Origin of the sequence: Halorubrum sp. 48-1-W, assembly GCF_003287355.1 — an archaeon.
GTDB lineage: Archaea > Halobacteriota > Halobacteria > Halobacteriales > Haloferacaceae > Halorubrum.
In genome coordinates this window covers 1-1,327 of sequence record NZ_QMIM01000065.1, presented here as the reverse complement: position 1 = coordinate 1,327, position 1,327 = coordinate 1, and the positions used below count along the sequence as shown (strand labels likewise).

Annotated in this window: 1 protein-coding gene; it reads left to right on the top strand. The window is 59.3% G+C overall.

The genetic code is table 11. The features are described 5' to 3' along the window. Window positions 1-110: 110 nt before the first annotated feature. A partial coding sequence (locus DQW50_RS17505) for an RNA-guided endonuclease TnpB family protein (RefSeq protein WP_133258794.1) occupies window positions 111-1,327 on the top strand: 1,217 nt, incomplete at its 3' end.

Sequence of the window (1,327 nt, the reverse complement as noted above, 5' to 3'; positions counted from 1 at the left end):
CGGAGTGAGCGAGTAGGTCGGGGAGGAAACCGACATGGGACGACACAACCACCACACCTCGACCGACTGACTCCCGACCATATAAGTACCGTCGGGTACTCTCTGAAACTATGGGCGTGCGTCGAACCGCCGTCGTGAAACTCGCCGTTTCCGACGAGCAACGCGACGCACTCCACCAAACCGCCGAGCAATACCTGTACTGCGCGAACCGAACCGCCGACTACTGTTGGTCCGACACCTCCTACACTGAGTGTGAGACCAACAAGCGAGAGGTTCGTGACGCGCTCTACGCCGAACTTCGAGAGGAGACAGACCTACAGGCCCAACTTGTCCAAGCCGCTATCAAACGCGCTGTCGAAGCTGTCAAAGCGTGTGTCGAACGGTGGAAAAAGGGACAGCGCGTCTCTCAACCGACGTTTACCGCCGAAACGATGGACTACGACACGCGGAGCGCGACCTTCTACCGGAACAAGGTGTCGCTGGCAACTGTTGAGGGCCGAGTCGAACCGTCGTTCGTTCTCCCGGCAGACAGTCCGACGCCATACGAGCGGTACGTACTCTCCGAGAGCTACGAGTTCCGTGAGAGTACGCTTCGGTACGACGCGACCACTGATGAGTTCTACCTCAACATTTCGACGCGGCGGACAGACGGTGACGATGGGGTTTCGGAAGATACCGGGCACTCCGACCAAACGGTCCTCGGTATCGACCTCGGCGTCAACAGCCTTGCTGTGTCCTCAACCGGCACGTTTTGGCAGGGGGACGACTACGACCACTGGTGTCGTGAGTTCGAGAAGCGACGTAGCGAGATGCAACAGCGCGGCACGCAGACCGCACACAAGGCCCTGCTTCGCCTCGGAAAGCGTGAAGAAGCCTGGCGCAAACAGTACATCCACACGATCGCCAACGAACTCGTCACGGAAGCCGTCGAACACGACTGCGACGTGATCGCGTTCGAGGACTTGAGCGACATTCGAGAGCGGCTTCCACACGCGAAGTGGCACCACGTCTGGGCGTTCCGACGCCTGTTTGAGTACGTCTCCTACAAAGCCCCTGAACAGGGCGTCTCCGTAGAGCAGGTCGAGCCGAACCACACGTCGCAACGCTGTTCTCGGACGGACTGTGGGTTCACGCACGACGGCAACCGCCAGGGCGAACACTTCGAGTGCCAGAAGTGTGGGTATGAAGTGAACGCGGATTATAACGCTGCAAAGAATATTGGCGTGCGGTACGCTCGGAAGCGACAACACAAACTCCGTTCCTCGCCCAAGTCGGGGAGCGGAGACGCACCAGTAGACGTGCGTGTGAATGGTGGGACGTTGAACGG